Consider the following 20,740-nt stretch of genomic DNA (forward strand, 5'->3'; position numbering starts at 1 on the left):
CCTTAAATGACGAAAATCGACGAGCCGGTGGTCTTGCGTGACTCAAGGTCGCGATGGGCCTGCACCGCGTCCTGCAACGCGTAGTGCTGGTTGATCTCGATCTTGATTCGGCCGCTGCCGACGTGGTCAAACAACTCACCGGCCAGCTCGGCTTTTTCGGCCGGGTCGCTGATGTAGTTGGCCAGGGCCGGACGGGTCAGGTACAGCGAACCTTTCATCGCCAGCATCACTGGGTCGAACGCCGGGATCGGCCCGGACGCGGTACCCACGCAGACCATCAGGCCACGAGGCTTCAACGAATCCAGCGAACCCATGAAGGTGTTCTTGCCAACGCTGTCGAACACGACGTTGACGCCCACGCCATCGGTCAATTCGCGAACGCGAGCGGCGACGTCTTCATGGCTGTAATTGATCGTGTGGTCGCAACCGTGAGCCCGGGCTATTTCAGCCTTTTGTTCGGTCGACACGGTGCCAATCACGTTCAGCCCGAGCAATTTTGCCCACTGCGAAACGATCAGGCCGACACCGCCGGCAGCCGCGTGCAGCAGAATGCTGTCGCCGGCCTTGAAGTCGTAGATGCGGCGCATCAGGTACGAGGACGTCAGCCCGCGCATGGTCATCGCGGCGGCGGTCTCGAAGCTGATGGTTTCCGGCAGCTTGATCAGCGGCGCGGCCGGGATCAGGCGCTCGGTGCTGTAGGCGCCGAGGGTGTTGAGGAAACCGGTGTAAGTGACGCGGTCGCCCACCTGGACGTTGGTCACGCCCTCGCCGATGGCCTGGACCACGCCGGAGGCTTCAACCCCCATGCCGTTGGGCATCGGGATCGGATAGGTACCATTGCGAAAGTAGGTGTCGGCATAGTTCAGGCCAACGGCTACATGACGAAGACGGACCTGGCCAGGACCGGGTTCGCCGACTTCGACGTCCTCATAGCGAAGAACATCGGGACCACCAGTTTCGTAAAAGCGTACGGCTTTGGCCATTATTTTTATTCTCCAATCTGCAAGTTGGCTGTGGCATCGAATTGCGTTGATTGGACTGTAGGTCGCGGCCTGATGCGACGCTTCTCATCAGGCGACAATGGCTTTTCATTTCATGACAGGTGTGGCAGCCCCCTCCTCGTCTATTCGATCTGAATCGGCCCTTTGGTTCCGGCATCACTGTCGGTCCAGTAGTCCTCGTTCTCCAACCGTCGGTCGCCCTGGATCGTGAAGGTGAGCTTGCCCTGACGAAATTGCAGCGTGCCATCGGTGCGCTTGGCCTTGACCCGCTCACCGTTGACCCAGACGTTCTCTTTGGAATCGATGCGAATGGTGGCGACGGTCGCACCGGCATCACTCTTGGCGACCCATTGCCCGGCAAAAGGGGTCTGTGTCGTGGCGCTGTCGGCGGCGGCCGGTGCTTGCGGGTTGCTGAAACCGGCCTTGGCGTTCTCGGCCTTGCTCTTGTGGATATCGCAGCCTTCCAGCTCGCTGACCTGTGTGCAACCGGACGCCTCAAGCTGTTTGCGGTACTTGTCATTGATGGCGTAGGCCGGGGATTGGGCCAGGATCAAAATGGCCAATGCCGGCATGATAAATCTGCTCATGGGTTCCTCACTGCATCCGGAAAACTTGTTCAAAGCGCCGACAAACGGCGTCGCCGATTCACAATAGCCTGTCCCGCCGCCACCTGCGCTATCATCGCCCGCCTCTGCGCTTCCAAGAGCCTTGACCCGGATGTCCGTAACGCTGCCACCGCCCGCCGATCTTCATTCCCTGCCACCGGTGCTCGCCGGTCCGCTGTTGCGACGTCTGGAACCCACTCGGCTGGTGCTGTGGCTGGTGGGGTCACGTGCGCAGGAGCTGACTCTGCGTTTGCAGGGCGTTGCCGATATCCGTCTCGACGACGGGCAATGCACAGTGATTGCGGTGGGCACTCAGGCTTTCGTGCATTTGATCGATGTGCAACTGGACAGTGCCCTGCCCTATGACGAGCGGATCGAGTACGACCTGCTGATGGATGATGGCACCGGCATCGCCGATTGGGCGCCGCATCTGCTTTATGGTGATGCTCGGCGTCCGAATTTCGTCCTGCGCTCAAGGATCGATCAGTTGCTGCACGGTTCCTGCCGCAAACCCCATCACCCGGCGACCGACGGTTTGCTCTGCGTCGATGCCCTGTTGGCGCAAGAACACGAAGCCAAGGATCGCCCCGCGCTGTTGATGATGAGCGGCGATCAGGTATACGCCGACGATGTCGCCGGGCCAATGCTGCGAGCGATTCATGCCTTGATCGAGCGGCTGGGCCTGTTCGGCGAACACCTCGAAGGCGCCGTCGTCAGCGACAGCGCCGAGCTGTACGGCCACGCTGCCTGCTATTACCACCGCGCCGATTTGCTGCCGGCACTGAAGAGCAACGAAACCCTGCGCGATCGATTCTTCGGCGGTGTGCGCAAGCCGATTTTCACCAGCAGCAGTGCCGACAATCATCTGGTGACTTTCGCTGAAGTCATGGCCATGTATTTGTTGGTCTGGTCGCCGACGCCTTGGTCGCTGATCGCGCCAAAGCCGCCGAAACTGATCAAGGAACGGCGTGAGCGTTATGCGCAGGAACAGACGCGCATCGACGGTTTCAAGGCTGGCCTGGGCAACGTCGCGCGAGCGCTGGCGCATTTGCCGACGCTGATGATTTTCGACGACCACGACATTACCGATGACTGGAATCTTTCCGCGCAATGGGAGGAAACGGCCTACGGCCATCCGTTCTCCAAACGCATCATCGGCAACGCGTTGCTCGCCTACCTGTTGTGCCAGGGTTGGGGCAACAATCCGGATGCGTTCAGCGGCGTACTGGAGAAGGCCCGCTCGTTGATTGCCACCGGGCAGGATAGCTACCTCGACAGCCCGGTGCAGGACGCGTTAATCGACGAACTGCTGCGCTTTCAAAATTGGCATTACGTGCTGCCTACCAGCCCGGCGATGGTGGTGCTCGACACCCGCACGCGGCGCTGGCGCAGCGAGATGACGCTCAAGCAACCTTCGGGTCTGCTGGACTGGGAAGCCCTCAGTGAACTGCAACAGGAACTGCTGGATCACCCGTCGGCAATCATCGTTTCGCCGGCGCCGGTGTTCGGCGTCAAACTGATCGAAACCGTACAACGGGTGTTCAGTTGGTGCGGTTATCCACTGTTGGTGGACGCGGAAAACTGGATGGCCCATCGCGGGGCGGCGCAGGTGATCCTGAACATTTTCCGACACTCTCGTACACCGGGTAACTACGTGGTGCTCTCAGGCGATGTGCATTATTCCTTCGTCTACGAAGTGCTGATCCGACACCGCAAGGCCGGGCCGCGAATCTGGCAAATCACCAGCAGCGGCATCAAGAACGAATTCCCGCCGACCCTGCTGGAATGGTTCGACCGCCTCAACCGCTGGCTGTACTCGCCGCGCTCGCCTCTTAACTGGCTGACCAAACGTCGGCGCATGCGCATCGTGCCGCACGTTCCGGAGCATGCTGAAGCGGGCGAACGGCTGTGGAACTCGGCAGGCATCGGCCAGGTGTTCTTCAATGAACAGGGGCAGCCACGGGATATTTTTCAGCACAATTCCAATGGCTCGCCGAAGACGCGGATGGTGGCGCCTGAGGATGATGATTAATAAACCTGTGGGAGCCTGCTCGCGAATGCAGTTTGGCAGTCACTGTTGTGATACCTGCCCCACCGCCTTCGCGAGCAGGCTTGCTCCTACAACAAATCAGTGTCGCTCATGGACCTCACCCGAACCCTGATCATAGGCAACTCCGGTTCCGGCAAGAGCTGGCTGGCGCAACGCCTGGCCGAGCAAATGCGGGCGCCATGGACCGATCTCGACCTGATTCACTGGCTATCCGACGAACACAGCATCGCCCGCCCCCGCGCCGAAGCATTGGCCATGGCACGGATCGCGGCCAGTAAAGAGCGATGGGTGATCGAAGGTGTTTACGGCTGGATCGTCAGCGAGCTGTTGCATCGAGCGACTGCGCTGGTCTGGCTGACCGTGGACGATGAAACCTGCATCGCCAATATTCGCCAGCGCGAGGCGAAACGGGATGAGGAGGATGCGCTGTTGATTGCGTTGCTGGAGTGGGCCGGTAGCTATCGGCTGCGTGAGGACTGCAGTGGATTTGCTGCGCATCAGCGGTTGTTCGAAGGGTTTGGTGGTTCGAAGATTCAGTTGATGGATGGGGCTGAAGTTACGGCTTTCGTCAGTGCAGATGCATAGAAGAAGTTTGAATCAGATCGGGATTACAGCGTTCTCGGAAACGTCCTGAGGAAGCTTCGGAAATACTTGAGATAAACGTGGATAAGTCGTCCGCGTCACAACCACTCGTAGGTATCGCCTTGCTACCATGTACTCATTTCTGTACGTTCTCTGCATTGAGCGAGGACAAAACGATGGACACTATCAACTACACCAACGCACGCGCACATCTGGCGGAAACCATGGATCGCGTCAATGAAGACCGAGCACCATTACTGGTCACTCGCCAGAAAGGCGAACCGGTGGTGATGATGTCGCTGGCGGAATACAACTCTCTTGAAGAGACCGCTTACTTACTCCGCTCCCCAGCCAATGCTGAACGGTTGATCAAATCAATCGGCAATTTACGGGCAGGGAAAACCACGACCAGACAGCTCATTGAAGAATGAACATCGAGTTCACACCCGAGGGTTGGGACGATTATCTTTGGTTCCAGCAGAACGACAAGGCAGGACTCAAGCGTATTAACCTTTTAATCAAAGCAATCCAGCGTGAACCGTTTAACGGTTTGGGAAAACCTGAACCGCTCAAGTACAACCTGAGCGGTTTCTGGTCACGCCGGATTACTGCTGAACATCGCTTGATTTACACAGTCGAGAACGGCGAAGTACGTGTCCTGATGTGTCGATATCACTACTGAGACACCGCCCGGCTCACCCCTCTCACAATCATTTCCACCTCCCGCTCATCAATCGTCAACGGTGGCAGCAGGCGAATGGTCTGGCCCCGGGTTACGTTGATCAACAAGGCATGATCCCGTGCGGCGATCAGGCTCAGGTCTCGGATCGGTTGCTTGAGTTCGATGCCGATCATCAGGCCCTGGCCGCGAATCGCTTTTACGTTCGGGTTATCCGCCAATTCCATGCGCAATCTGTCGAGCAGGTGTTTGCCCTGTAGCCGTGCGTTGTCCAGCAGCGCTTGTTCTTCGATGATCTCCAACACGGTGCAACCGACCCGGCAGGCCAACGGGTTACCGCCGAACGTGCTGCCGTGGCTGCCGGGGGTAAAAAGTTCGGCAGCTTTGCCACGGGCCAGGCAAGCGCCGATCGGGATGCCGTTGCCCAGGCCTTTGGCCAGGGTCATGACGTCGGGGACGATGCCTTCGTGCTGGAAGGCAAACCACTGGCCGGTCCGGCCGATGCCGGTCTGGATTTCATCGAGCATCATCAGCCACGAGCGCCGGTTGCACAGTTCACGCACGGCTTTGAGATAACCGGGCGGCGCCAGTTGCACGCCACTTTCGCCCTGGATCGGCTCCATCAGAATCGCCACGATGCGCGCGCCGTGGGTCTGCTGCACCTGGTCCAGCGCCCTGAGATCGCCGAACGGGACTTTGACGAAATCTCCCGGCAATTTGTTGAAACCCAATCTGACCGCCGGTCCGTCGCTGGCGGACAGGGTGCCAAGAGTCCGACCGTGGAAAGCGTTCTCCATGACCACCACCAGCGGCTGTTCGATGCCTTTGTGCCAGCCATAAAGCCGAGCGATTTTCAGCGCCGTTTCGTTGGCCTCGGCCCCGGAATTGTTGAAAAACGCCCGGTCCATGCCTGCCAGCGCGGTGAGTTTGTGTGCCAGTCGTTGCTGCCAGTCGATGCTGTAGAGGTTTGAGGTATGAAGCAGCAAGCCGGCTTGCTCGCTGATGGCCGCGACGATTTTCGGATGGGAATGGCCAACGTTGGTCACCGCCACACCGGCCACCGCGTCGAGGTATTCACGACCGGCCTGATCCCACAGTCGAGTGCCCAGGCCTTTGTCGAAACTCAAGGCCAGGGGTTGGTAAGTGCTCATCAGGCAGGCGGCGGTCATGACATCAGGCTCCAGCAATTGTCGGTGTTTTTGCAGTATGGTTAGCCACCTGAGCTGGATAAACGCGGTAAAACTTCAATCATTTAAAAGCTGAGCTTGATAATGGATTTATTCCAGGCAATGACCGTTTACGTAAGAGTCGTGGAAGCCGGCAGCATGACCGCCGCCGCGCAGCAGTGCGAAATGTCCACGACCATGGTCGGCAATCACCTCAAAGCGTTGGAGCAGCGCTTGGGTGTGCGCCTGCTCAACCGTACGACTCGGCGTCAACGCTTGACGGAATTTGGCACCGCGTATTACCAGCGCTGCCTCGAAGTGCTAGGGCTGGTGGCGGACTCCGAACGTCTCGCGGAGCAGGCGCTCGACGAGCCTAGCGGCACCCTGCGAATCACTGCCCCGCTGACCTTCGGCACCGAACGCCTGGCGCCCGCATTGAGTGAGTTCAGCCTGCACAATCCGCGGGTCAAACTCGACGTGGTGCTGACCAATCGCCGTCCGGACCTGATGGATCATGGCTTTGACGTGGCGTTCCGCCTCGGTGCACTCGAGCCTTCGAACCTGATCGCCCGCCCGCTGATCGACTACACCCTGACCATGTGCGCCTCCAGGGAGTATCTGGCGCGCCGGGGCACCCCACAAAAGCCAGAGGACCTGCAACACCATGATTGCCTGGCGTTTGCCTACCCTGCCGGCGATGACTGGCAGTCCGTGGAAAAACAATGGCGCCTGAGCGGCCCGGAAGGCGAAGTCGTGGTGGCGGTTAGCGGTCCGATGCTGATCAACAGCTCGGCGGGGCTGCATCAGGCCGCGCGCACCGGCATGGGCATTGTGATGGTGCCGGATGCGCTGGTGGAGCAGGATCTGAAGGATGGAAAACTGGTGGCGCTGATGCAGAGCTATCGACTTCCGAGCCGGCCGATGCACCTGGTGTACGCCCAGGATCGTTACCGTTTGCCGAAACTGCGTCGTTTCGTCGACTTCGCCGTGCAGATGTGGGGCAAGCACTAGCGGGGCCGAGGCGCCATGCACTAATCTCCACGACAGGCAGGTCATTTTGATATCAGGACGCCAGGGAGAGCAGCGATGGGTGAGGCATCGAACATCGAACCGTTGAAGTTCAACGTGTCGGACATGAACGACGACATGCTGCACACCATCCTGGAATTGGTCAGCGACGGTATTTGGGACTGGAATGCCAATACCGGTTTCGTTTATCGAAACCCTCGCTGGTACGAAATGCTCGGTTACACCCCGCACTCCCTGGACAACAATGTGTTCACCTGGGAAAGCGTGATCCATCCCGACGATTACCCGCACGTCATGGCGCAGTTCGATGCCTACCTGACGCATCGTGCGCCTGCCTATCAGGCCGAATATCGCTGCCGCATGCAGGACGGCAATTACACCTGGATCGAAGATCGCGGCTACGTGCTGGCGCGCAATACCGATGGCTCGGTGGCACGGATGGTTGGCGCGCACCGCAGCATCGAAGACAAGAAGCGTCTGCTGGAAGAACTCGAACGACGCAATCAGTCCCTTGAAGCCATCGTTGAAGAGCGCACCCGTGAATTGTCCCGGGTCAATCAGCAACTGCAGGTTCAACTTGAAGAGAACCGCAAACTGGCGGAAACCGATGTACTGACATCGGTCGCCAATCGCTATCGCCTGGAAAAAGTCCTGCCCCAGGCATGTGAGCGCGCTCAACGCTTTCGACAGCCACTCGCGCTGATCGCTATGGACATTGACGACTTCAAGACCATCAACGATCACTACGGCCATGCACTCGGTGATGCTGCATTGGTGCAGGTGGTCGAAAGCGTCAAGCGCTGCGTGCGCGAAGGCGATCTACTCGCCCGTTGGGGCGGTGACGAGTTCATCGTGATCCTGCCCGATACCTCGCTGGCCGATGCCAGGCTTGTCGCCGAGAAAATCCGCCATGGACTTGGCAGCTTGCCGCCAGTGGGAGACTTCCAGGTCACCATGAGTTTCGGCGTGGTCCAGCGCTTTGAAGATGAGCAGCAGACAGGCCTCATGGCCCGGGCTGACCAAGCCCTCTATCGGTCGAAGATTTCCGGCAAGAATGTCATTACGGGATGAGGTCCATAACCGCTCATCCCTTCCACTTACATCCCCGCCTTCACCAACACCGGATTTTCCTGATACCGCTGCGGATACAACTGCTTGAGCTGGGCGACCTTCGGTAGATCGTTGATCACGATGTAGGGATAGGTCGGATGCTCAGTCAGAAAGTCCTGATGCTCTTCTTCCGCCGGATAGAAACCGTTGTAGGTTTCCAGTTTGGTCACAATGGGTTTGTCGAACGAACGGGCACTGTCCAGCTGGGCAATGTAAGCCTGCGCGACGCGTTGCTGCTCCGGACTCTGCACAAATATCGCCGAACGATACTGCGTCCCATGGTCAGGTCCCTGACGATTGAGTTCGGTCGGGTTATGCGCCACTGAAAAGTAGATTTGCAGCAGGCTGCCGTAGCTGACCTGGGCTGGATCGAAGGTGACTTCGACGGCTTCAGCATGCCCGGTATCGCCATTGCTGACTCGCTCATACTGCGCGGTGTTGGCGGCACCGCCCGCGTAGCCGGAAACGGCTTTCTTCACACCTTTGACGTGCTGGAACACACCTTGAACACCCCAGAAACAACCACCGGCGAAGACCACGGTTTCGCTGTGGGCCTGGGTGATTTCGTCAATGCTTGGCGGTGGGATGACGACTGCATCCTCAGCGCCGAAAGAGAAGGCCAGGCATTGGCCCATGACGCTGGCGGCTGCCAACCCTAACAACGTGCGGCGCCAGGTGAACAAAGCTTTCATGAGACGGACTCCTAAGTCATTTCAATCGCGATCAACCGGGTTTCGGGATCACGCCGGTTTGAACGTCATCGCCAGACCGTTCATGCAGTAGCGCAGACCAGTGGGTTTGGGTCCGTCATCGAAGACATGCCCCAGATGACCGCCACAGCGCCGGCAATGAACCTCTTCGCGCAGCACGCCGAAAGAGCGGTCCTGCCGGGTGGCAACAGCCTTTTCCAGCGGTGCCCAGAAACTGGGCCAGCCCGTACGGCTGTCGAACTTGGTGCCTGAGGAAAACAACGGTAAATCGCAACCGGCACAGGCGAACGTGCCGTCACGGTGCTCATTGTTCAGCGCGCTGCTATAGGCCCGTTCGGTGCCCTCCTCACGGAGGATTTCATATTGCTCGGCGCTCAGGATCGAGTGCCATTCGCTGTCGCTGTGGGTCACTTCGAATACCTGCGCCGCGCGGGCATCGCTGATCAGCGCAGAGCCCATGGAAAATTTTGGCAATACACCGATCGCCAGGGCTGCAACCCCCAGCCCGCCGCTCGCCAACAGAAATTGCCGTCGTGAAACCATGCTCGTCTCCGAAAATTCCAGGTGCCAGTCTTGGAACACAGCCTAGGCTTGGGTTGATCGCCAAATCCTCACGGAAAGTTAAATAATTCGTGATAACTCAGGCCCCGAAAAACCCGCACAATGCGCTCATTGCGCCGAAGGATTGAGCTGGATGGAACAGACCAAACGTGTCCTCGTGGTTGAGGACGACCTGCATATCGCCGACCTTATCTGCCTGCATCTGCGTGATGAGCAGTTCGAGGTAGTGCACTGCGCCGACGGCACTGAAGGTATGCGTCTGCTGCAGCAAGGAAGCTGGGATGCACTCATTCTCGACCTGATGCTGCCGGGTGTCGACGGCCTGGAAATCTGCCGCCGCGCCAGGGCCATGGCCCGCTACACACCGATCATCATTACCAGTGCGCGCTCCAGCGAAGTGCACCGGATCCTGGGGCTGGAACTGGGCGCCGACGATTACCTGGCCAAGCCATTTTCCATGCTCGAACTGGTAGCCCGCGTCAAAGCACTGCTGCGCCGGGTCGACGCCATGGCCCGCAACCTGAAAATGGACGCCGGCGGCTTGAACATCGACGGCCTGGCCATCGATCCGATTACCCGCGAAGTGTCTCTGGAGGGGCGTCGCCTTGATCTAACGCCGAGGGAGTTCGACCTGCTGCACTTCTTCGCTCGTCAGCCGGGCAAGGTGTTTTCGCGCATGGACCTGCTCAACGCCGTGTGGGGTTACAGCCACGAGGGCTACGAACACACGGTCAACACACACATCAACCGCCTGCGCGCGAAGATCGAGACTGATCCGGCGCAGCCGGCACGCATTCTCACGGTGTGGGGGCGCGGCTACAAATTCGCCTCCAGTCAGGAGCCGCCACCATGAGGCTGACCCTCACTCAACGCCTGTCGCTGGTGTTCGCCGTGTTGCTGCTGGTGTGCTGCGGCACGTCGGCCTGGATGCAAGTGCGCTCCAACCAGATGCATGAACAGGAAGTGGTGCAAGGGTTGTCCCGGGATCTGGCGCAACACATCGCCCGTGACACGGTGCTGATGGACAGCAAAGGCCTGATGCCCGATGCCGTGCGCGACCTGTTCAGCAAGCTGATGCTGGTCAATCCCAGTGTCGAGGTCTATCTGCTGGACACCGAGGGCAAGATTGTCGGCAGCGCCGCACCCGAGGGGCGGATACGTCGGGAGCGGGTCGACCTGGCGCCGATCCAGCGCCTGCTCAAGGGCGATGCGCTGCCGATTCCCGGCGACGATCCGCGCAGCAATGATGGGCTCAAGGTCTTCAGCGCCGCGCCGCTCAAGGTCGACGGCAAACCGGCAGGCTATCTCTATGTGGTGTTGCTCGGCGAAGACCACGACCGCATTGCTGAACGCGGCGCCACCAGTGCAGCGCTCAATACCGCCCTGATGTCCATCGCACTGGTGGCGCTGCTGTGCCTGATCGCCGGTCTCACGGCGTTTGCCCTGATCACCCGGCCATTGCGACGCCTGACCGAAACCGTCAGCCGGTTCGACATTGACGGCGTCCCCGTCTCGGTACCGTCAACGGCTCCGATGGATAAAGCCGCCAGCCACGATGAAATTGCCATCCTCGATGCCACCTTCCGGCAGATGCAGGCGCGCCTCGGTGAACAATGGCGCTCGTTGACCCGCCAGGATCAGGAGCGCCGCGAGCTGGTGGCGAACATTTCCCACGACCTGCGTACACCGCTGGCTTCGCTGCACGGTTACCTGGAAACCCTCTCGCTCAAGGACGCCACGCTGTCCCCCGCCGACCGCCGCCGCTACCTCGGCATCGCACTGGACCAGAGCCGCAAGGTCGGCGGTCTGGCGCAGTCGCTGCTGGAGCTGGTGCGGTTGGAGCACGGTTTCGTGCAACCGGTGCTGGAGCGTTTTTCCCTGACCGATCTGACGCAGGACATCTTCCAGAAATTCGAACTGACCGCCGAGGCACGTCAGGTCGAGCTGAAGGCCACGTTCGCGCCCAACGTTTCTGCCGCTTGTGCCGACCTGGGATTGATCGAACGGGTGCTGACCAACCTGTTCGACAACGCCCTGCGCCATACCCCACCCGGTGGGGAAATTGAACTCGGCTTGCGCCCGCAAGGATCGTTTATTGAAGTGACCGTCAGCGACACCGGTCCCGGTATAGCCCCGGAGCTGCGCGAAGGTTTGTTCCTGCGGCCATTCAACATTGGTGGCGCACGACGTGATGGCGGGCTGGGACTGCGGATTGTGCATCGCATCCTGCAATTGCATGGGCGCGAGATTCAATTGATCGATGTTCCAGGGCGCGGGGCGACTTTTCGCTTTTCACTGCCGGTGGATGAAGCAACCGCATCCGCGTTGGCAGAGCGCTCGATGAACCTGAATACACCGGGGTAAACCTGAGCTCCTGCACGGCTTTGTCTGTTGGGCCGTGACAACGCCGCCCCGGTCCAATAGATTAGGCGACCTGAAAAGGCCCCCGTGCTTTCTCGCCTCAATTCAAGTTAAAGAAGTAGTGAAATTTCAATGTCCGATTCCAACACCGCTGAATCCGTAGTCACCTTGTCGTCCAAAGCGGAATACGAAAACTCCATCAATCTTTCACAACACGTGCCACAGGCGAAAACCATCAGCGAGATGGTTCTGGACGCCTTCCAGTCCACCCGCGAAAGCGACCAGATCCGCGAACTGCGCGCCGCCATTCGCCAGGCCCACGACAGCTTCGACGACGACAAAGCCTACGAGCTGATGGGCGAACTCAAGCAGTTGAAGGACGCCGAGGCTGCCGACATTGCCGCCCTGGAAGACCTGAGCAGCAAGTTTTCGATCAACCGCATTCTTTCCAGCTTCAAGGACGATCCAGCCTTTCAGGAAATCGTCTACGGGCTGGCGCTGAAGGTGTTGAACCAGACTCACCAGGCCATCAGCAACCCAAGCAGCGGCAAGAGCAAAGCAGCACGGGCCAAGAAGGACGTCGAGGTGTTCACCATCAGCAAGGACGGCGTCAGCGTCACCTTGCCAATGCGAACCCCGCGCTCGCGCCTGAACGTTGACCGTGAAGCGCTGGAGTTCCTCGGGTTCACTTTCGTCGGTGAAGGCGATGAAGCCGAGCTGGAAGGCGAAACGTTCCTCGACAATGCCGGTGCGGAACAGGCGGTCAATCGCAAGAACATCATCACCGCACTGCAACAGCAGACCGCGTTTGACGGTTACAGCATCGCCGCGCAGTAAGCATTGAGCCAAACCTGGCCAATAAAAAGCCCCGCTCTTCACTGGAAGGCGGGACTTTTTTCTTTGGCTTGTCTAATGAGCAATCAGCGCAGGTTTTCTTCGCCGATGTATTAATAAGACTCGAGTACATCCACATTTGAATCATTATCCAAAAGGCACTAGATCGCGCAGAATTACGTCTCCATAAGTGTTGCGGGGAAAGACAATGGTTGAACCTATCCGCGTATCGACAACATTCACTTTCAAGAAAAAGTATGGCCAGGCGGCTACTCGAACCTTAGGGACATTAGAATCGTTGCGATATATGCGATCGGCCTCGAGCATAGGCGAACACCAAGGCCCAGGTTCGATACTGGTAGTACGAATATCGTCGTACTTCTGCGGTATTAATCGGAGCCCTTGAGAAAAGACCGGGTATAGAAAAACAATGGCGAGGTCCGGCAGATACTTTCTGTACTTCCTGATTCGTGCACTTCTCTCGTCCTCACTGGAGGGCCATGGATAAAACATCAAATCTGTCGGTAATACGGAACTGCCCATGACCTCATCGGGTGCAATGCCCATATCCTCCGGCACATCCCCCTCACGGACACCATTTGTGCGAACGGAGAAACCGCGACTGCGCAGCTCGTTCGCCATAGGGTCGGCAATATCAGCCTCTTCAACGATTAGTATTGTTGGCGGGTTAGTTAACATGACTCACTCCAAAGCAAAGCTACCTAGTTGGCGGAGTATGTATACACCCGGCGCGCCTAGCTTAATCACTGTCATAGTTGACAGTTCATTAATTCATTTGGAAATAACGAGACTCTCGACCAACCGTGTCTGCTATAAGCTGATCGACGCCCTGCAATGGATTTCCATCAACAGCGGGGTCAATCTGGCATTTAGAGGCAACACCCGCGTAGAAGTATTCGTCATCGACATGGAAAAGCCCCGCCCTGAGGTTCAGCGCGGGGCTTTTTGATGCCTGAATTTTAATCGGCAGGAGCGTTACAGCGCTGTCGGCCGCAATGCCGCGATCATGTCGACTTCGATGGCCGCATTTTTCGGCAATTGATAGACGCCGACCGTGGTGCGCGTGTGTTTACCGGCATCTCCCAACACATGACTGAAGACATCCGACGCGCCGTTGGCCACTTCACTCAGGTCGACAAAATCCCCGGTGGATCTGACGTAAACCGTGACCCGCAGTAGCGACTTGATTTTGTCCAGCGAACCCACGGCATCGACGATCAACGCCAATCCGCGCAGTGCACTGATGCTGGCGGCTTTTTGCGCATCTGCCAGCGACAACTCCTGCCCTACCCGGCCCGGGTACTGAATCTCGCCATTCATCCGCGGTACCAGGCCGCTGATGTAGAGCTCATCGTGATGCCGAATCAGCGGAGCGTAATGCCCGCCAGCGGTATTCTCGCCGTAGATGTCGTAGCCAAGCTCTTTGGCCAGCGCGATGAAGCGTTCATCGCAAGTCTTGTGTCCAGTCATCTGCGCCCCTTGATCGATCATTGGATCCAATGGCTTGACAGATTAGTTCAGATTCACAAGATAAGGTATTCCCCTGTAGGAACTGCCGCACGCTGCGATCTTTTGATCTTAAAAAAACAAGATCAAAAGATCACAGCCTGCGGCAGTTCCTACAGGGTTCGGCGTTGTACTAGCCACTAAAAACCGCCAACAAAAAGCCCCGCTCTTCTCTCGAAGGCGGGGCTTTTCGTTTTTGCATCTGAAGCTTAAGGCGCGTACGTCAGCAGCAACTCGGTTGGCACTTTGAAGTCCAGGGACATCATCACGCTCAACGCGGTAATGGTGAAGATCGAGAACACGAACAGCTTGCGTGCCCAGACCGTGTCATCCACTGCCTTGTAGCCGGTCCAGGCCATGTACAACCAGTACATGCCCATGGCCGCGGCGACGGCGAGGTAGCTCATGCCGGCGTAGCCGCTGAAGGTCAGCATCAAGGTCGCCACGAGGAAGGCCAGGATGTAGATCAGGATGTGCTTCTTGGCCACCTGGATTCCTCGCTTCACTGGCAGCACCGGAATCGATGCGGCCAGGTAATCGTTGAAGCGGAAGATCGCGATGGCGTAGGAATGCGGCATCTGCCACAGGCTGAACATCACCAGCAGGGTCAGCGCAGCCATGTCGAAAGTGTTGCTGACGGCGACGTAACCGATCACCGGCGGCATCGCGCCCGACAGGCTGCCCACCAGCGTGCCGTGAACCGACTTGCGCTTGAGGTACAGGCTGTAGAAGCCGACGTAGATCACGAAGCCGATCACGGCGAACAAAGCGGCCAACGGGTTGGCCACCTTGTACAACAACGCAACGCCGAGAACACCCAGGACGGTCGCATAGATCAGGGCCAGTTTCAGGGAGATGAGGCCCTGGACCAGCACCCGGTTCTTGGTACGTTCCATCTTGATGTCGATGTCGCGGTCGATGCAGTTGTTGAACACGCAACCGGAGGCGACGACCAGGGAAGTGCCGATCATGGCTGCCAGAAACACGGCCAGATCGACATGCCCTTTCGAGGCCAGGAAGAACCCGCCTGCCACAGAAAGCACGTTACCGAAAATGATCCCCGGTTTGGTGATTTGGATAAAGTGCTTGAGCGACATCGGGTCTACCTCACTTCGCCATCATGAACGTGTGGATGCTGAACATGATCCACAGCGACAGGCCAACCAGCAGGACGATCACGATCGCGGCGAAGACAAATGCAATCACGTTGTTACGCTGCGCGGCCGAACGGTCCAGGTGCAGGAAGTACACCAGGTGCACCAGCACCTGGATGATCGCGAAGGCCAGAACGATCAACAGGGTGATCGACTTCGGCAGCGTCGGGTACATCACCAGACCGAATGGAATCAGGGTCAGGATCACCGACAGCACGAAGCCAATGACGTAGGACTTGACGCTGCCGTGACCGGCGTCGTCGTGGCCATTGTGGGAATGAGCTGCGTTAGCCATTTACATAGTCCCCATCAGATAAACAACCGTGAATACGCAGATCCACACCACGTCCAGGAAGTGCCAGAACAGGCTCAGGCAGCTCAGACGGGTCTTGTTGGTCGCCGTCAGGCCGTTTTTCTGCACCTGGTACATCATGATCGCCATCCAGATCAGACCGCTGGTCACGTGCAGACCGTGGGTGCCGACCAGGGTGAAGAACCCGGACAGGAAGCCGGAACGGCTAGGGCCGTAGCCCTCGGAGATCAGCAGGTGGAACTCGTTGATCTCCATGCCGATGAAGCCCAGGCCGAACAGGAAGGTCATGCCCAACCAGCCCAGGACTTGCTTCTTGTTGCCACGGAAGAACGCCAGCATGGCGAAGCCGTAGGTGATCGAACTGAACAGCAGCAGAGCGGTTTCGCCCAGTACGTATGGCAGTTCGAAGATGTCGTGGCCCGACGGGCCACCCGCTACGTTGTTAACCAGTACCGCGTACACCGCGAAGATCGACGCAAACAGAATGCAGTCGGTCATCAGGTAGAGCCAGAAACCGAATACGGTCATCTCGCCCGAGTCGTGGTGGTGGTCATCATGCCCATGTCCATCGACATGGGTGTGTCCAGCATTGGTCACTAAGTTCGACATGGTTTAAGCCTGTTCCAACGAGGTTTCAACACGGGTGGCGGTGGCTGGGACTTTCCCGGCCGCTACCAGACGCTTGTGCTGCTCGGCTTCGATGCGCTCGATCACGTCGACCGGCACCATATAGCCTTGATCATCACGGGCCGCGTGGATCACGAAGTAGATCACGGTGCCGGCCAGGCTAGCGATTGCCAGCCACCAGATGTGCCAGATCATCGCGAAACCGAACACGGTCAACAGAGCACCCATGACCACACCGGTGGCGGTGTTGTTTGGCATGTGGATCGGTTCGTACTTGGCCGGAGCCTGGTACGCGGTACCGTTTTCCTTGGCTTCGGTGAACGGATCGATGCAGTCGGCTTTCGGCAACACAGCGAAGTTGTAGAACGGAGGTGGCGACGAGGTCGACCATTCCAAGGTATGGGCATTCCACGGGTCGCCGTGTTCGCACATGTTCTCTGGCTTCTTGCGGTCACGCACACTCACGTAGAGCTGGATCAGCTGGCAAGCGATACCGACAGCGATCATCACCGCACCGAACATGGCGACGTACAGGTACGGCACCCACTCAGGGTTGGTGGTGGCGTTCAGACGACGGGTCATGCCCATGAAGCCCAGTGCATAGAGCGGCATGAACGCGACGAAGAAGCCCGAGATCCAGAACCAGAACGCTGCTTTACCCCAGCCTTCGTGCAGCTTGAAGCCGAACGCTTTCGGGAAGTAGAACGCGAAACCTGCGATGTAGCCGAATACCGCGCCGCCGATGATCACGTTATGGAAGTGCGCGATCACAAACAGGCTGTTGTGCAGAACGAAGTCAGCACCCGGGATGGCCAGCAGTACGCCGGTCATGCCGCCGATGGCGAAGGTCACCATAAAGCCCAGGGTCCAGAGAACCTGGCTGGTGAAGCGCAGACGACCTTGGTAAATGGTGAACAGCCAGTTGAATAGCTTCACACCCGTCGGGATGGAAATCAGCATCGTCGCCAGACCGAAGAAGGCGTTGACGCTGGCACCGGAACCCATGGTGAAGAAGTGGTGCAGCCAAACCATGAAGCCCAGGATCGAGATCGCGCCCGATGCGTAGATCATCGAGTGGTGGCCGAACAGTTTCTTGCCGGTGAAGGCCGAGATGACTTCCGAGAAAATGCCGAACGCCGGCAGGATCAGGATGTACACCTCAGGGTGACCCCACGCCCAGAACAGGTTGACGTACATCATTGGATTGCCACCAAGTTCATTGGTGAAAATGTGGAAATCCATGTAACGGTCAAGCGTCAGCAGTGCCAGGGTAGCGGTCAGGATCGGGAACGAAGCCACGATCAGGACGTTGGCCCAGGTGCAGGTCCAGGTGAAGATCGGCATGTCCATCAGCTTCATGCCAGGGGTACGCATTTTCAGCACGGTGGCCAGGAAGTTGACCCCCGTCAGCGTCGTACCTAACCCGGATAGCTGTAGCGCCCAGATGTAGTAATCCATCCCCACGCCCGGGCTGTATTGCAGGCCCGACAGCGGCGGATAGGCAACCCAACCGGTCTTGGCGAATTCGCCGACGCCCAGGGACAGGTTGATCAGCACTACGCCGGAAACCAGCAGCCAGAAGCTCAGGGAGTTCAGGAACGGGTAGGCAACGTCACGCGCGCCGATCTGCAGCGGCACTGCAAGGTTCATCAGGCCGGTGAAGAATGGCATCGCCATGAAGATGATCATGATCACACCGTGAGCGGTGAAGATCTGGTCATAGTGTTCAGGTGGCAGGTAGCCAGGCGAACCCTCGGTGGCCATGGCCAGCTGGGTACGCATCATGATGGCGTCGGCAAAGCCGCGCAGCAGCATGACCATGGCGACGATGATGTACATCACGCCGATTTTCTTGTGGTCGACCGACGTCAGCCACTCGGTCCACAGATAGGTCCACTTCTTGAAATAAGTGATACCTGCAAACAGTGCCAGACCACCCAGCGCGATCATGGCGATGGTCACCATCACGATCGGCTCGTGGAACGGGACCGCTTCCCAACTTAATTTACCAAACATCGTTTACTCCTCTGCCCCGGCAGCTGAATGCGAGTCCATGTCCGTAGCGGCCACTTCTTTCTCTTTCTTCTCGTGCTTCACTTTCGGGCCTGGTTTCATGCCTTCGTACTTGTCGACGATGGTCTGGAACAGGTTCGGTGTGACCGAGGAGTAGAGCTCGACTGGGTTGTTCTGGCTCTGCTTGGCAAGGGCTGCGTATTCAGCTTGTTCAAGCTGTTTAGGTGCCTTTTTGACTTCACTGACCCAGGCGTCGAAATCTTCCTGGGAAGTTGCGATCGCTTTGAATTTCATACCGGTGAAACCGGCGCCGCTGTAGTTGGCGGAGATACCGTCCATCTCGGCGTTCTCGTTGGCGATCAGGTGCAGTCTGGTCTGCATGCCCGCCATCGCGTAGATCTGGCCGCCCAGCGCAGGGATGAAGAACGAGTTCATCACGGCGTCGGAAGTGATCCGGAAATTGATCGGGGTGTGCGCCGGGAACACGATCTTGTTGACCGTGGCGATGCCTTGTTCCGGGTAGATGAACAGCCATTTCCAGTCCAGCGCGACCACTTCGATGGTCACCGGCTTGACGTCGGATTCCAGCGGCTTGTATGGGTCCAGAGCGTGGGTCGACTTGTAGGTGACGTAACCCAGGGCAATGATGATCAGAATTGGAACGGCCCACACCGCGATCTCGATCTTGGTGGAGTGGTTCCATTTCGGGGTGTAGGTGGCGTTGGTGTTGGACGCGCGGTATTTCCAGGCGAACAGGAACGTCATGACGATGACCGGAATCACGACCAACAGCATCAGCAGCGTTGCGGTGATGATCAGGTTTCGCTCGTCCAGACCGACCTGGCCCTTGGGATTGAGCAAGGTCATGTTGCAGCCTGACAGCAACAACGTGCCGATCAGCGGCAATAAGCCTAGTAGTCTGGGGTACCTGTTTTTACTCATCTCACGACCTCTAAAGCAGCTTGCGCAATGCAGTTGGGTTTTGATCGCCAACACTTCACCCTGCCAAGGGTTGGCATTTTTCTTGGATTGAATAAGGGCTGGCCCGTCGTGCGTCAGACGCGTTTCGACAAATCCTGGGCTAGCGTTGAGTTCTTATTCGAATTCGTGGTCAAAGGCCTTGTTACAGACCAATTCCATTTGGTGCGGATAGTTGGAGGCACCGACACCAGGGGGTCGCATGAAGCCACCCGGCCTCTCGACACCCGGTTTCTGCTCATGCAACTGAGTGAGAGCGAGCAGAGTCGGGAATTCAGTGCGGGCGATTGTAGATATGTAGCGTTTTATAAACCATGTCTTATCCCGAAATAATTTTTATCCGAACTGGCAACAATGCTTACCGATTTTCGCAAAAGTGGCGCATCTTATCGAAATCGATTCTCAACAAAAACACCAAAAATAGTAGGCCTACCATCCGCAATTCAGACAGCATCGAAGGCTCGACAGCCGTCCCCCACCCGGCCCAAGCCCCGATATGACAAGGGCTCTGGCAAATTGCCAACACCTGTTAAAACTGCCTGCTCCAGCCTTGCAAGTGAAATGCTGCGCACCGCTAAACCTGACCAATTTCTTCCCATGACGTTGTGCCAATCCCGTCTTTGGAAACTCGGTGCGACACCAAAGATGTGACAACATGTCGCACACGTGTCGCACCCCTTCGCTGTCGCACATCACGTTCTTTTTACCTCGGCACTGAAATGAAAAAACGCCCCGCTCCTCTTATCGAGGATCGGGGCGTTTATGTGCACGGCAGCAGTACGGCAAATAGCTTCAGCGCAGCGCTTTGCGATTACGCACAGTGAGCAGCGGCACCAGCACCACAACCAATACGAAGGCCACCAGCGCCCATTGCGCCAGGGACAAACCGAGGATCGGCGGGTATGGCGTCGAGCAGAATCCATCGACCTGGAAACCCAGCGGGAAGATCTTCGCCAGCGGCAGGCCATCGACAATCGGTTGCAGCACATCGATGCCGCAACTCACTGCCGGGTAGAACTGCGTGTAGACGTGATGCCCGGCCACGCCGACGCCTGCCAGCGCGCAGATCACCACCAGGGTTTCAAACACTGTGATGCTGCGGCGGGTGCGCATGGCCGCGCCGATGAAGGCGAAAATCGCGATCAACAACAAGGCATAACGTTGCAGGATGCACAGCGGGCACGGCGCCTCGCCCAGGACGATTTGCATGTACAGGGCGCCGCCGATCAGTGCCAGGCAGATGACGCCCAGCAACACCAGATAGCGTCGTTCACGCCCCAACCGCATTGTTTCCTCGCTCATCGCGTTTCCCTTCAAGATATCGATTGCCTGCCAGTCTACACGCTGGCCCTGACGTTTGAGAGCCTGGCGCGTATCGGCGGGTGTCGGAGGGAATAGACGACAAGACGGTTAAGAAGGGATTAACTTTTAAACAGAAAG

Annotated in this window: 23 protein-coding genes; 10 read left to right on the forward strand and 13 right to left on the reverse strand. The window is 58.0% G+C overall.

The features are described 5' to 3' along the window. Positions 1–2: 2 nt before the first annotated feature. Together KGB21_RS12125 and KGB21_RS12130 are read right to left on the reverse strand one after the other, a co-directional pair. Positions 3–983, reverse strand: coding sequence for a quinone oxidoreductase family protein (locus KGB21_RS12125; RefSeq protein WP_034147007.1), 981 nt, complete (start codon positions 981–983; stop codon positions 3–5). 140 nt (positions 984–1,123) lie between these two features. After that, positions 1,124–1,588, reverse strand: a complete 465-nt coding sequence (locus KGB21_RS12130; RefSeq protein WP_034147008.1) for a hypothetical protein — start codon at positions 1,586–1,588, stop codon at positions 1,124–1,126. 130 nt (positions 1,589–1,718) lie between these two features. On the opposite strand from KGB21_RS12130, the gene KGB21_RS12135 reads away from it, so the two are divergent. From KGB21_RS12135 to KGB21_RS12150, 4 genes are all read left to right on the forward strand, one after another. Further along, on the forward strand, positions 1,719–3,638 hold the full coding sequence (locus tag KGB21_RS12135) for an alkaline phosphatase D family protein (protein WP_223505240.1): 1,920 nt from the start codon (positions 1,719–1,721) through the stop codon (positions 3,636–3,638). Positions 3,639–3,746: 108 nt separating this feature from the next. After that, the gene (locus tag KGB21_RS12140; RefSeq protein ID WP_223505241.1) at positions 3,747–4,241 is read left to right on the forward strand and encodes an adenylate kinase; all 495 of its coding nucleotides are present in this window, start codon (positions 3,747–3,749) and stop codon (positions 4,239–4,241) included. Between the two features lie 173 nt (positions 4,242–4,414). Beyond that, positions 4,415–4,669, forward strand: a complete 255-nt coding sequence (yefM, locus tag KGB21_RS12145) for a YoeB-YefM toxin-antitoxin system antitoxin YefM (protein ID WP_080757859.1) — start codon at positions 4,415–4,417, stop codon at positions 4,667–4,669. Then, complete coding sequence (locus tag KGB21_RS12150) at positions 4,666–4,920, forward strand: Txe/YoeB family addiction module toxin (RefSeq protein ID WP_223505242.1); 255 nt, start codon at positions 4,666–4,668, stop codon at positions 4,918–4,920. The genes yefM and KGB21_RS12150 overlap by 4 nt, the downstream gene beginning before the upstream one ends. On the opposite strand, the gene KGB21_RS12155 is transcribed toward KGB21_RS12150, so the two are convergent. Further along, positions 4,914–6,086, reverse strand: coding sequence for an aspartate aminotransferase family protein (locus KGB21_RS12155; RefSeq protein ID WP_223505243.1), 1,173 nt, complete (start codon positions 6,084–6,086; stop codon positions 4,914–4,916). The two genes, KGB21_RS12150 and KGB21_RS12155, sit on opposite strands and share 7 nt — an antisense overlap. A gap of 102 nt (positions 6,087–6,188) precedes the next feature. Between KGB21_RS12155 and KGB21_RS12160 the strand changes: the two genes are divergently transcribed. Continuing rightward, positions 6,189–7,094, forward strand: coding sequence for a LysR family transcriptional regulator (locus tag KGB21_RS12160; protein ID WP_034147013.1), 906 nt, complete (start codon positions 6,189–6,191; stop codon positions 7,092–7,094). Positions 7,095–7,169: 75 nt separating this feature from the next. Then, a complete protein-coding gene (locus KGB21_RS12165; RefSeq protein WP_034147014.1) occupies positions 7,170–8,183 on the forward strand; it encodes a sensor domain-containing diguanylate cyclase in 1,014 nt (337 codons plus the stop codon). A gap of 26 nt (positions 8,184–8,209) precedes the next feature. Here KGB21_RS12165 and msrA read toward each other — a convergent pair whose 3' ends face one another. Together msrA and msrB are read right to left on the reverse strand one after the other, a co-directional pair. Next, on the reverse strand, positions 8,210–8,914 hold the full coding sequence (msrA, locus tag KGB21_RS12170; protein WP_223505244.1) for a peptide-methionine (S)-S-oxide reductase MsrA: 705 nt from the start codon (positions 8,912–8,914) through the stop codon (positions 8,210–8,212). 48 nt (positions 8,915–8,962) lie between these two features. Next, positions 8,963–9,475 (reverse strand): peptide-methionine (R)-S-oxide reductase MsrB, encoded by a 513-nt coding sequence (msrB, locus tag KGB21_RS12175; protein WP_034147016.1) that lies wholly within the window; start codon positions 9,473–9,475, stop codon positions 8,963–8,965. A gap of 151 nt (positions 9,476–9,626) precedes the next feature. Between msrB and KGB21_RS12180 the strand changes: the two genes are divergently transcribed. From KGB21_RS12180 to KGB21_RS12190, 3 genes are all read left to right on the forward strand, one after another. After that, positions 9,627–10,346: a response regulator transcription factor gene (locus KGB21_RS12180; RefSeq protein ID WP_034147017.1), complete on the forward strand. Its 720-nt coding sequence runs from the start codon at positions 9,627–9,629 to the stop codon at positions 10,344–10,346. After that, positions 10,343–11,857 carry a sensor histidine kinase gene (locus tag KGB21_RS12185; RefSeq protein WP_034147018.1) on the forward strand — a complete coding sequence of 505 codons (1,515 nt, stop codon included), beginning with the start codon at positions 10,343–10,345 and terminating at the stop codon, positions 11,855–11,857. The genes KGB21_RS12180 and KGB21_RS12185 overlap by 4 nt, the downstream gene beginning before the upstream one ends. Before the next feature lie 129 nt (positions 11,858–11,986). Beyond that, positions 11,987–12,691: a hypothetical protein gene (locus KGB21_RS12190; protein WP_034147019.1), complete on the forward strand. Its 705-nt coding sequence runs from the start codon at positions 11,987–11,989 to the stop codon at positions 12,689–12,691. Between the two features lie 144 nt (positions 12,692–12,835). Here the strand turns inward: KGB21_RS12190 and KGB21_RS12195 are convergent, their stop codons facing one another. After that, positions 12,836–13,387, reverse strand: coding sequence for a hypothetical protein (locus tag KGB21_RS12195; RefSeq protein ID WP_034147020.1), 552 nt, complete (start codon positions 13,385–13,387; stop codon positions 12,836–12,838). On the opposite strand from KGB21_RS12195, the gene KGB21_RS12200 reads away from it, so the two are divergent. Further along, entirely contained in the window at positions 13,386–13,658 is a 273-nt protein-coding gene (locus KGB21_RS12200; protein ID WP_155292716.1) for a hypothetical protein, read from the forward strand. The two genes, KGB21_RS12195 and KGB21_RS12200, sit on opposite strands and share 2 nt — an antisense overlap. A gap of 26 nt (positions 13,659–13,684) precedes the next feature. Here the strand turns inward: KGB21_RS12200 and KGB21_RS12205 are convergent, their stop codons facing one another. The 7 genes from KGB21_RS12205 to KGB21_RS12235 form a co-directional block, all read right to left on the reverse strand. Continuing rightward, positions 13,685–14,179 (reverse strand): RidA family protein, encoded by a 495-nt coding sequence (locus KGB21_RS12205; RefSeq protein WP_034147109.1) that lies wholly within the window; start codon positions 14,177–14,179, stop codon positions 13,685–13,687. A 245-nt stretch (positions 14,180–14,424) separates the two neighbouring features. Further along, positions 14,425–15,312: a heme o synthase gene (gene cyoE / locus KGB21_RS12210; protein WP_020796846.1), complete on the reverse strand. Its 888-nt coding sequence runs from the start codon at positions 15,310–15,312 to the stop codon at positions 14,425–14,427. Between the two features lie 10 nt (positions 15,313–15,322). Then, entirely contained in the window at positions 15,323–15,664 is a 342-nt protein-coding gene (gene cyoD, locus KGB21_RS12215) for a cytochrome o ubiquinol oxidase subunit IV (protein ID WP_034147023.1), read from the reverse strand. Then, positions 15,665–16,291, reverse strand: a complete 627-nt coding sequence (locus KGB21_RS12220; protein WP_034147024.1) for a cytochrome o ubiquinol oxidase subunit III — start codon at positions 16,289–16,291, stop codon at positions 15,665–15,667. Positions 16,292–16,294: 3 nt separating this feature from the next. Then, on the reverse strand, positions 16,295–18,325 hold the full coding sequence (gene cyoB, locus KGB21_RS12225; RefSeq protein ID WP_034147025.1) for a cytochrome o ubiquinol oxidase subunit I: 2,031 nt from the start codon (positions 18,323–18,325) through the stop codon (positions 16,295–16,297). A gap of 3 nt (positions 18,326–18,328) precedes the next feature. Next, complete coding sequence (gene cyoA, locus KGB21_RS12230; protein WP_034147026.1) at positions 18,329–19,264, reverse strand: ubiquinol oxidase subunit II; 936 nt, start codon at positions 19,262–19,264, stop codon at positions 18,329–18,331. Between the two features lie 828 nt (positions 19,265–20,092). Beyond that, complete coding sequence (locus tag KGB21_RS12235) at positions 20,093–20,602, reverse strand: disulfide bond formation protein B (RefSeq protein WP_034147028.1); 510 nt, start codon at positions 20,600–20,602, stop codon at positions 20,093–20,095. Between the last annotated feature and the right edge of the window lie 138 nt (positions 20,603–20,740).

It is taken from the genome of Pseudomonas sp. GL-RE-29, assembly GCF_019947275.1.
Taxonomy (GTDB): Bacteria; Pseudomonadota; Gammaproteobacteria; order Pseudomonadales; family Pseudomonadaceae; genus Aquipseudomonas; species Aquipseudomonas fluorescens_A.

Coding starts and splice junctions, on each gene's coding strand:
- KGB21_RS12125 (WP_034147007.1), bottom strand. CDS start 983: ATGGCCAAAGCCGTACGCTTTTACGAAACTGGTGGTCCCGATGTTCTT.
- KGB21_RS12130 (WP_034147008.1), bottom strand. CDS start 1,588: ATGAGCAGATTTATCATGCCGGCATTGGCCATTTTGATCCTGGCCCAA.
- KGB21_RS12135 (WP_223505240.1), top strand. CDS start 1,719: ATGTCCGTAACGCTGCCACCGCCCGCCGATCTTCATTCCCTGCCACCG.
- KGB21_RS12140 (WP_223505241.1), top strand. CDS start 3,747: ATGGACCTCACCCGAACCCTGATCATAGGCAACTCCGGTTCCGGCAAG.
- yefM (WP_080757859.1), top strand. CDS start 4,415: ATGGACACTATCAACTACACCAACGCACGCGCACATCTGGCGGAAACC.
- KGB21_RS12150 (WP_223505242.1), top strand. CDS start 4,666: ATGAACATCGAGTTCACACCCGAGGGTTGGGACGATTATCTTTGGTTC.
- KGB21_RS12155 (WP_223505243.1), bottom strand. CDS start 6,086: ATGACCGCCGCCTGCCTGATGAGCACTTACCAACCCCTGGCCTTGAGT.
- KGB21_RS12160 (WP_034147013.1), top strand. CDS start 6,189: ATGGATTTATTCCAGGCAATGACCGTTTACGTAAGAGTCGTGGAAGCC.
- KGB21_RS12165 (WP_034147014.1), top strand. CDS start 7,170: ATGGGTGAGGCATCGAACATCGAACCGTTGAAGTTCAACGTGTCGGAC.
- msrA (WP_223505244.1), bottom strand. CDS start 8,914: ATGAAAGCTTTGTTCACCTGGCGCCGCACGTTGTTAGGGTTGGCAGCC.
- msrB (WP_034147016.1), bottom strand. CDS start 9,475: ATGGTTTCACGACGGCAATTTCTGTTGGCGAGCGGCGGGCTGGGGGTT.
- KGB21_RS12180 (WP_034147017.1), top strand. CDS start 9,627: ATGGAACAGACCAAACGTGTCCTCGTGGTTGAGGACGACCTGCATATC.
- KGB21_RS12185 (WP_034147018.1), top strand. CDS start 10,343: ATGAGGCTGACCCTCACTCAACGCCTGTCGCTGGTGTTCGCCGTGTTG.
- KGB21_RS12190 (WP_034147019.1), top strand. CDS start 11,987: ATGTCCGATTCCAACACCGCTGAATCCGTAGTCACCTTGTCGTCCAAA.
- KGB21_RS12200 (WP_155292716.1), top strand. CDS start 13,386: ATGACTCACTCCAAAGCAAAGCTACCTAGTTGGCGGAGTATGTATACA.
- KGB21_RS12195 (WP_034147020.1), bottom strand. CDS start 13,387: ATGTTAACTAACCCGCCAACAATACTAATCGTTGAAGAGGCTGATATT.
- KGB21_RS12205 (WP_034147109.1), bottom strand. CDS start 14,179: ATGACTGGACACAAGACTTGCGATGAACGCTTCATCGCGCTGGCCAAA.
- cyoE (WP_020796846.1), bottom strand. CDS start 15,312: ATGTCGCTCAAGCACTTTATCCAAATCACCAAACCGGGGATCATTTTC.
- cyoD (WP_034147023.1), bottom strand. CDS start 15,664: ATGGCTAACGCAGCTCATTCCCACAATGGCCACGACGACGCCGGTCAC.
- KGB21_RS12220 (WP_034147024.1), bottom strand. CDS start 16,291: ATGTCGAACTTAGTGACCAATGCTGGACACACCCATGTCGATGGACAT.
- cyoB (WP_034147025.1), bottom strand. CDS start 18,325: ATGTTTGGTAAATTAAGTTGGGAAGCGGTCCCGTTCCACGAGCCGATC.
- cyoA (WP_034147026.1), bottom strand. CDS start 19,264: ATGAGTAAAAACAGGTACCCCAGACTACTAGGCTTATTGCCGCTGATC.
- KGB21_RS12235 (WP_034147028.1), bottom strand. CDS start 20,602: ATGAGCGAGGAAACAATGCGGTTGGGGCGTGAACGACGCTATCTGGTG.